At 66.9% G+C, this 5,506-nt stretch carries 6 protein-coding genes; 5 read left to right on the top strand and 1 reads right to left on the bottom strand.

Features of this window, described 5'->3' with window-relative positions; all coding sequences use genetic code 11:
* The 3 genes from AC3WJI_RS21350 to AC3WJI_RS21340 form a co-directional block, all read left to right on the top strand.
* Positions 1–251, top strand: a 251-nt coding sequence (locus AC3WJI_RS21350; RefSeq protein ID WP_492759322.1) for an SPOR domain-containing protein, incomplete at its 5' end; no start/stop codon positions are given.
* 79 nt (positions 252–330) lie between these two features.
* Positions 331–1,110, top strand: coding sequence for a MipA/OmpV family protein (locus AC3WJI_RS21345; RefSeq protein ID WP_492759321.1), 780 nt, complete (start codon positions 331–333; stop codon positions 1,108–1,110).
* A gap of 46 nt (positions 1,111–1,156) precedes the next feature.
* On the top strand, positions 1,157–1,561 hold the full coding sequence (locus AC3WJI_RS21340) for a hypothetical protein (RefSeq protein ID WP_492759320.1): 405 nt from the start codon (positions 1,157–1,159) through the stop codon (positions 1,559–1,561).
* Between the two features lie 128 nt (positions 1,562–1,689).
* On the opposite strand, the gene serB is transcribed toward AC3WJI_RS21340, so the two are convergent.
* Complete coding sequence (gene serB / locus AC3WJI_RS21335; RefSeq protein WP_492759319.1) at positions 1,690–2,568, bottom strand: phosphoserine phosphatase SerB; 879 nt, start codon at positions 2,566–2,568, stop codon at positions 1,690–1,692.
* Between the two features lie 131 nt (positions 2,569–2,699).
* On the opposite strand from serB, the gene miaA reads away from it, so the two are divergent.
* Together miaA and AC3WJI_RS21325 are read left to right on the top strand one after the other, a co-directional pair.
* Positions 2,700–3,629: a tRNA (adenosine(37)-N6)-dimethylallyltransferase MiaA gene (gene miaA / locus AC3WJI_RS21330; protein WP_492759318.1), complete on the top strand. Its 930-nt coding sequence runs from the start codon at positions 2,700–2,702 to the stop codon at positions 3,627–3,629.
* A 55-nt stretch (positions 3,630–3,684) separates the two neighbouring features.
* On the top strand, positions 3,685–5,451 hold the full coding sequence (locus AC3WJI_RS21325) for an acetolactate synthase 3 large subunit (protein WP_492759317.1): 1,767 nt from the start codon (positions 3,685–3,687) through the stop codon (positions 5,449–5,451).
* The last annotated feature ends 55 nt before the right edge of the window (positions 5,452–5,506 follow it).

Here is a 5,506-nt window from a genome sequence, read left to right as displayed (position 1 = left end):
CCCCCGCACCCGCACCCGCGGTCGAAGCGCCCGCGCGTGACGGCGGCTGGCGCGTCCAGCTCGGCGCGTTCGGCGAGCCCGGCAATGCGCGCAAGCTCTGGGCACAGGTCGGCGGACGCTTCCCCGGCCGCCAGCCATATTTCGTCAAGACGGGCGCACTGACCAAGCTGCTCGTCGGGCCCTATGCCTCGCGCGCGGCGGCCGCCGCAGCCTGTGGCAGCGTCCGGCCCTGCGTACCGGTCAGCCGCTGAAACTGCGACTTTTCGGTACCTGCAGAAACAAATCGCTTCGCGCCCGCAACAAAATCGAAAAGGGCGCGTTTCGCGCCCCATGATCAAATCGCTCCTGGCTGTCGCCACCCTCCCCGCCCTCCTCCTCGCCACCGGCGCCGCCGCGCAGGATGAGACTCCGCAACCCCGCCGGTTCCGCGTCGCGCTCGGTCCGCAACTGACGCCGAGCTATCCCGGCGCAGACAAGGTCATCGTCACTCCGCTCGTCGAGGTTTCGACGACGACGCGTGACGAATTCCGCTACAAGTCGGGCGACCAGAGCTCCGGCATCGCGCTGATCAACACGCCGCGCTTCGCGTTCGGCCCCTCGGTCAACATCGAAGGCAGCCGCCGCCGCAAGGAGACGGACCTGCCGGTCGACGAAGTCGGCATTTCGGTCGAAGCTGGCGGTTTCGCCGATATCTGGCTCGGCTCCTCGATCCGCGCACGTGGCGAATTGCGCAAGGGCATCACCGGGCACAAGGCGCTGGTCGGCAATGTCAGCCTCGATTACGTCGCGCGCGAAGGCGACAAATGGCTGTTCTCGATCGGCCCGCGCATCACGCTTTCGGACAGCAAATATCAGCGCGCCTATTTCGGCGTGAACACCGCTGCGGCAGCCCGCACCGGGCTTCCGGTCTATTCGCCGAGCGGCGGCCTCCAGGCGGCCGGCGGCGCCGCCACCGCGCTCTACCAATTCGACGACCGCTGGGGCATCTACGGCTATGCCAAGTACGACCGGCTGGTGAACGATGCCGCGGATTCGCCGATCGTGCGGACGATCGGCTCGCGCAACCAGTTTTCGGGCGGCGCGGCGCTGACCTTCACTTTCGGGCGCTGACGGTTCTTCAGCGCGGGTTCAGCCAGGTCGTGCTAAGGAGCAAGCTATGAACCACATCGTCAAAGCTCTGCTCCTTGGCGCGACCCTGATCGCCGCGCCCGCCGTCGCCGCGCCGCGCGATACCCCCGAACAGCAGCTGCAGAAGCTGCTCGACGGCCGAACCCCGGGCAAGCCGGTCGACTGCATTCCGCTGTCGCCGTCGAACTCGAGCCAGATCATCCGCGGTAAGGCGATCGTCTACCGCGTCGGCGGGAAGCTCTACGTCAACGAGCCGCGCTCGGGCGCCGAGTCGCTGGATGACGACGATATCCTCGTCACCAAGGTGTTCGGCTCGCAATTGTGCAGCATCGATACCGTCCACCTGGTCGACCGCGGGAGCCGCTTCCCGCGCGGCTTCGTAAGCCTGGGCAAGTTCGTGCCCTGGACCAAGGTGAAGACGGCGGCGCGCTGACCGTCAGCGCTCCATGCTGTTCCCCGGCGAAGGCCGGGGCCCAGTTGCAATGCGTTGGAGAGGACAGTCCGAACGCGCGGACTTCGTCGAAACTGGGCCCCGGCCTTCGCCGGGGAACACGATTGCAACTACACCCCAACCCAATCGCGCCGGGCAATCCCCTGCGCGTAGAGCAACGCGGTGAGGTCGTTGTGATCCACCCGCGCGCCGGCAGCCGCCGCCACGATCGGCTTGGCGTGATAGGCGACCCCCAGCCCCGCCTGGCGGATCATCGCGAGGTCGTTGGCGCCGTCGCCCACTGCCAGTGACGCCTCCGCCGATAGCCCGAGCTCGCTAAGCGCGCCCAGCAATGTCGCCTCCTTGGTGCCGCTGTCGACGATCGGCTTGGTCACCGTGCCGGTCAGCCTCGCATCCGCGATCTCGAGCACGTTGGCGATGACGCGGTCGAAGCCGATTTCCTTGCCCACCGGCTCGGCGAAGCGCGTGAAACCGCCTGAGACGAGGATCGTCGTGGCGCCGCGTGCCTTCATCGTCTGCACCAGCGCCTTGGCGCCGGGCATCAGCCGCACGCGCTCGGCCAGGCAGCGGTCGATCGCGGCCTCCTCCAGATCCTTGAGCAGCGCCACGCGCGCATCGAGTGCCTCGGCAAAATCGAGCTCTCCGCGCATCGCTGCCTCGGTCACTTCGGCGATCTGCGCCTTGATCCCAGCATAATCGGCGAGCTCGTCGATGCACTCGACGGTGATCATCGTCGAATCCATGTCGGCGACGAGCAGCTTCTTCGCGCGTCCTTCCTGCGGCTGAACGATCACGTCGGTTGCCGGCAACGCCCCCTCCAGCGCCGCACGCGCTGCGCCAGAATGCGACACGAACAACAGGTCCGCCGCCTTGCCCTCGTCGAGCCAATGCCAAGCGCCCGGCGCGCAATCGACTCCCGCGAGCCTGTCCGCCGCTTCGGAAAGCTGCCCTGCGGTGAGGCCGTCTGCTACAAGCGTCGCGATGTACACACCAAACCCCTTCGATACGGACTGGGCTATCCCCCCGCCCGTTCGCCCTGAGCTTGTCGAAGGGCCGCTCTTCTTCTGCGCATTCAGGGCAGAAACAGTACGGTGCTTCGACAAGCTCAGCACGAACGGAGGTGGGATTGGCTGACGCCCTCCCAACGGTGGCGCTCATCGCAGGGCCGACGGCGAGCGGCAAGTCCGCGCTCGCGCTGGCGCTCGCCGAAAAGCATCGCGGGACGGTGATCAACGCCGATTCGATGCAGGTCTATGCCGACCTGCGCATCCTCACCGCGCGCCCCACCCAGGAAGAGGAATCGCGGGTCCCCCACCGGCTGTTCGGCCATGTCGACGGCGCCGATCCCTATTCGGCGGCGCGCTGGGCCACCGAGGCGCGCGCGGCGATCGCCGAGGCGCAGCTCGAGGGCCGCCTCCCCATCCTCGTCGGCGGCACCGGCCTCTATTTGCGCACTTTGCTCGACGGCATCGCGCCCGTCCCTGAGATCGATCCCGAAGTCCGCGCGCAGGTCCGTGCCCTGCCCGTGCGCGAAGCGCATGCCCAGCTCGCCGCCGCCGATCCCGAAGCTGCCGCCCGGCTCAACGCCACCGACACCACCCGCGTCGCCCGCGCGCTCGAAGTCGTCCGCGCCACCGGCAAGCCGCTCGCGCACTGGCAGGCGCGCACCGTCGGCGGGATCGCCGGCGAGATCCGCCTCCTGCCCTTGATCCTGCTTCCAGATCGCGACTGGCTCGACGGTCGCATCGACCGGCGCTTCGCCGAAATGCTCGAGGCCGGCCGCGACGAGGCCCGCACGCTGCTCGCGCGCACCGATCTTCCCGAGGGCGCGCCGGTGCTCCGCGCGATCGGCGTCCCGGAGCTGCGGGCATTGTTTGCGGGCGAGAGCGATGTCGTGCAAGCTGCCGCCGCGGGGGCGCTCGCGACCCGGCAATATGCCAAACGCCAATATACCTGGTTTCGCCGGCAGCCCCCGGCGGACTGGGAACGGACGGAAGAGACAGAAAAAGACGATCGCCTGGACATATTTGAAACTAAATTACAGATATAGTTCTTGACGTGGCATTTTCTTGCCGTTAGCAGCGCCATCCCGGCGTTGTGCGGCAATGCAGCAAAAGGAGGCAGACGTGACCGAGAAGAGCGGAGCAGACATCCTGATCGAGGCGCTGACCGACCTCGGTGTGGAGGTCATCTTCGGCTATCCCGGTGGCGCCGTGCTTCCGATTTACGATGCGATCTTCAAGCAGGACCGGATTAGGCACATTCTCGTCCGCCACGAGCAGGCCGCGACCCACGCGGCCGAGGGCTATGCCCGCTCGACCGGCAAGCCTGGCGTCGTGCTCGTCACCTCTGGGCCGGGCGCGACCAATGCGGTCACCGGGATCACCGACGCGCTGATGGATTCGATCCCGATGGTCGTCATCACCGGCCAGGTTCCGACCGCGCTGATCGGCACCGACGCGTTCCAGGAGGCCGATACCGTCGGCATCACCCGGCACTGCACCAAGCACAATTACCTGGTGAAGGCGCCCGAGACGCTGGGTAGCATCATCCACGAGGCGTTTCACATCGCCACCTCGGGCCGGCCGGGGCCGGTCGTGGTCGACATCCCCAAGGACGTCCAGGTCGCCACCGCGCGCTACGAGGCGCCGGGCCCGATCCAGCACAAGACCTATCGCCCGCAGACCCAGCCCGATGCTGCGAAGATCCAGGACGCGGTCGACATGCTCGCCGCGGCCGAGCGTCCGATCTTCTATACCGGCGGCGGGATCATCAATTCGGGTCCCGACGCGTCCGCGGCGCTGCGCGAGCTCGCAGCGCTGACCGGCGCACCGGTCACCTCGACCCTGATGGGGCTCGGCGCCCTGCCCGCCTCGGACGAGAAGTGGCTCGGCATGCTCGGCATGCATGGCACCTACGAAGCCAATTGGGCGATGAACAAGGCCGACCTGATCATCGCGCTGGGCGCGCGCTTCGACGACCGCGTCACCGGCCGGCTCGACGCCTTCGCGCCCAACAGCCGCAAGGTGCACATCGACATCGACCGGTCGAGCATTAACAAGAATGTTCGCGTCGACCTGCCGATCATCGGCGATGTCGGCGTGGCGCTGCGCGCGATGATTCAATGCTGGAAGGCACGCGAGCATCCCAAGCCCGACCTCGGCGAATGGTGGCGCCGGATCGACGGCTGGCGCCAGGCCGGCTGCCTCGAGTTCGAGGAGAAGGGCGACGCGATCATGCCGCAGCGCGCGATCCGCGCGCTCTACGAGGCGACCCGCGACCGCGCCCCGATCATCACCACCGAGGTCGGCCAGCACCAGATGTGGGCCGCGCAGCATTTTGGCTTCGAAGCGCCCAACAAATGGCTGACCAGCGGTGGTCTCGGCACTATGGGCTATGGCCTGCCCGCCGCGATCGGCGCGCAGCTCGGCCATCCCGACGCGCTGGTGATCGACATCGCCGGCGAGGCGTCGATCCAGATGAATATCCAGGAACTTGCGACTGCTACGCAATATCGCCTGCCCGTAAAGATATTCATTCTCAACAATGAGTATATGGGCATGGTCCGCCAGTGGCAGGAGCTGACCTACCAGTCGCGTTATTCGGAGAGCTACAGCGATGCGCTCCCCGATTTCGTCAAACTGGGCGAGGCCTATGGCTGGAAGGGCATCCGCATCGAGACGCGCGGCGAACTGGAGGATGGCATCCAGGCGATGCTCAACCATGACGGCCCGGTGATCGTCGATTGCCGGGTGGCCAAGCTCGCCAATTGCTTCCCGATGATCCCATCGGGCGCCGCCCATACTGAAATGCTGCTCCAGGCCGCCGAAGTCTCCGGCGAAATGGACGACGAAGCCAAGGCTTTGGTGTGATGCGACAGACATTGCGATGCGCGCTCCCCTTCCGCTTGCGGGAGGGGTCGGGGGA

The organism is Sphingomonas sp. FW306-1B-B10E, from assembly GCF_058782005.1.
Note: the sequence above shows the minus strand (reverse complement) of the source record. Positions and strands in the feature narration are given on the sequence as shown.

Coding starts and splice junctions, on each gene's coding strand:
- AC3WJI_RS21345 (WP_492759321.1), top strand. CDS start 331: ATGATCAAATCGCTCCTGGCTGTCGCCACCCTCCCCGCCCTCCTCCTC.
- AC3WJI_RS21340 (WP_492759320.1), top strand. CDS start 1,157: ATGAACCACATCGTCAAAGCTCTGCTCCTTGGCGCGACCCTGATCGCC.
- AC3WJI_RS21325 (WP_492759317.1), top strand. CDS start 3,685: ATGCAGCAAAAGGAGGCAGACGTGACCGAGAAGAGCGGAGCAGACATC.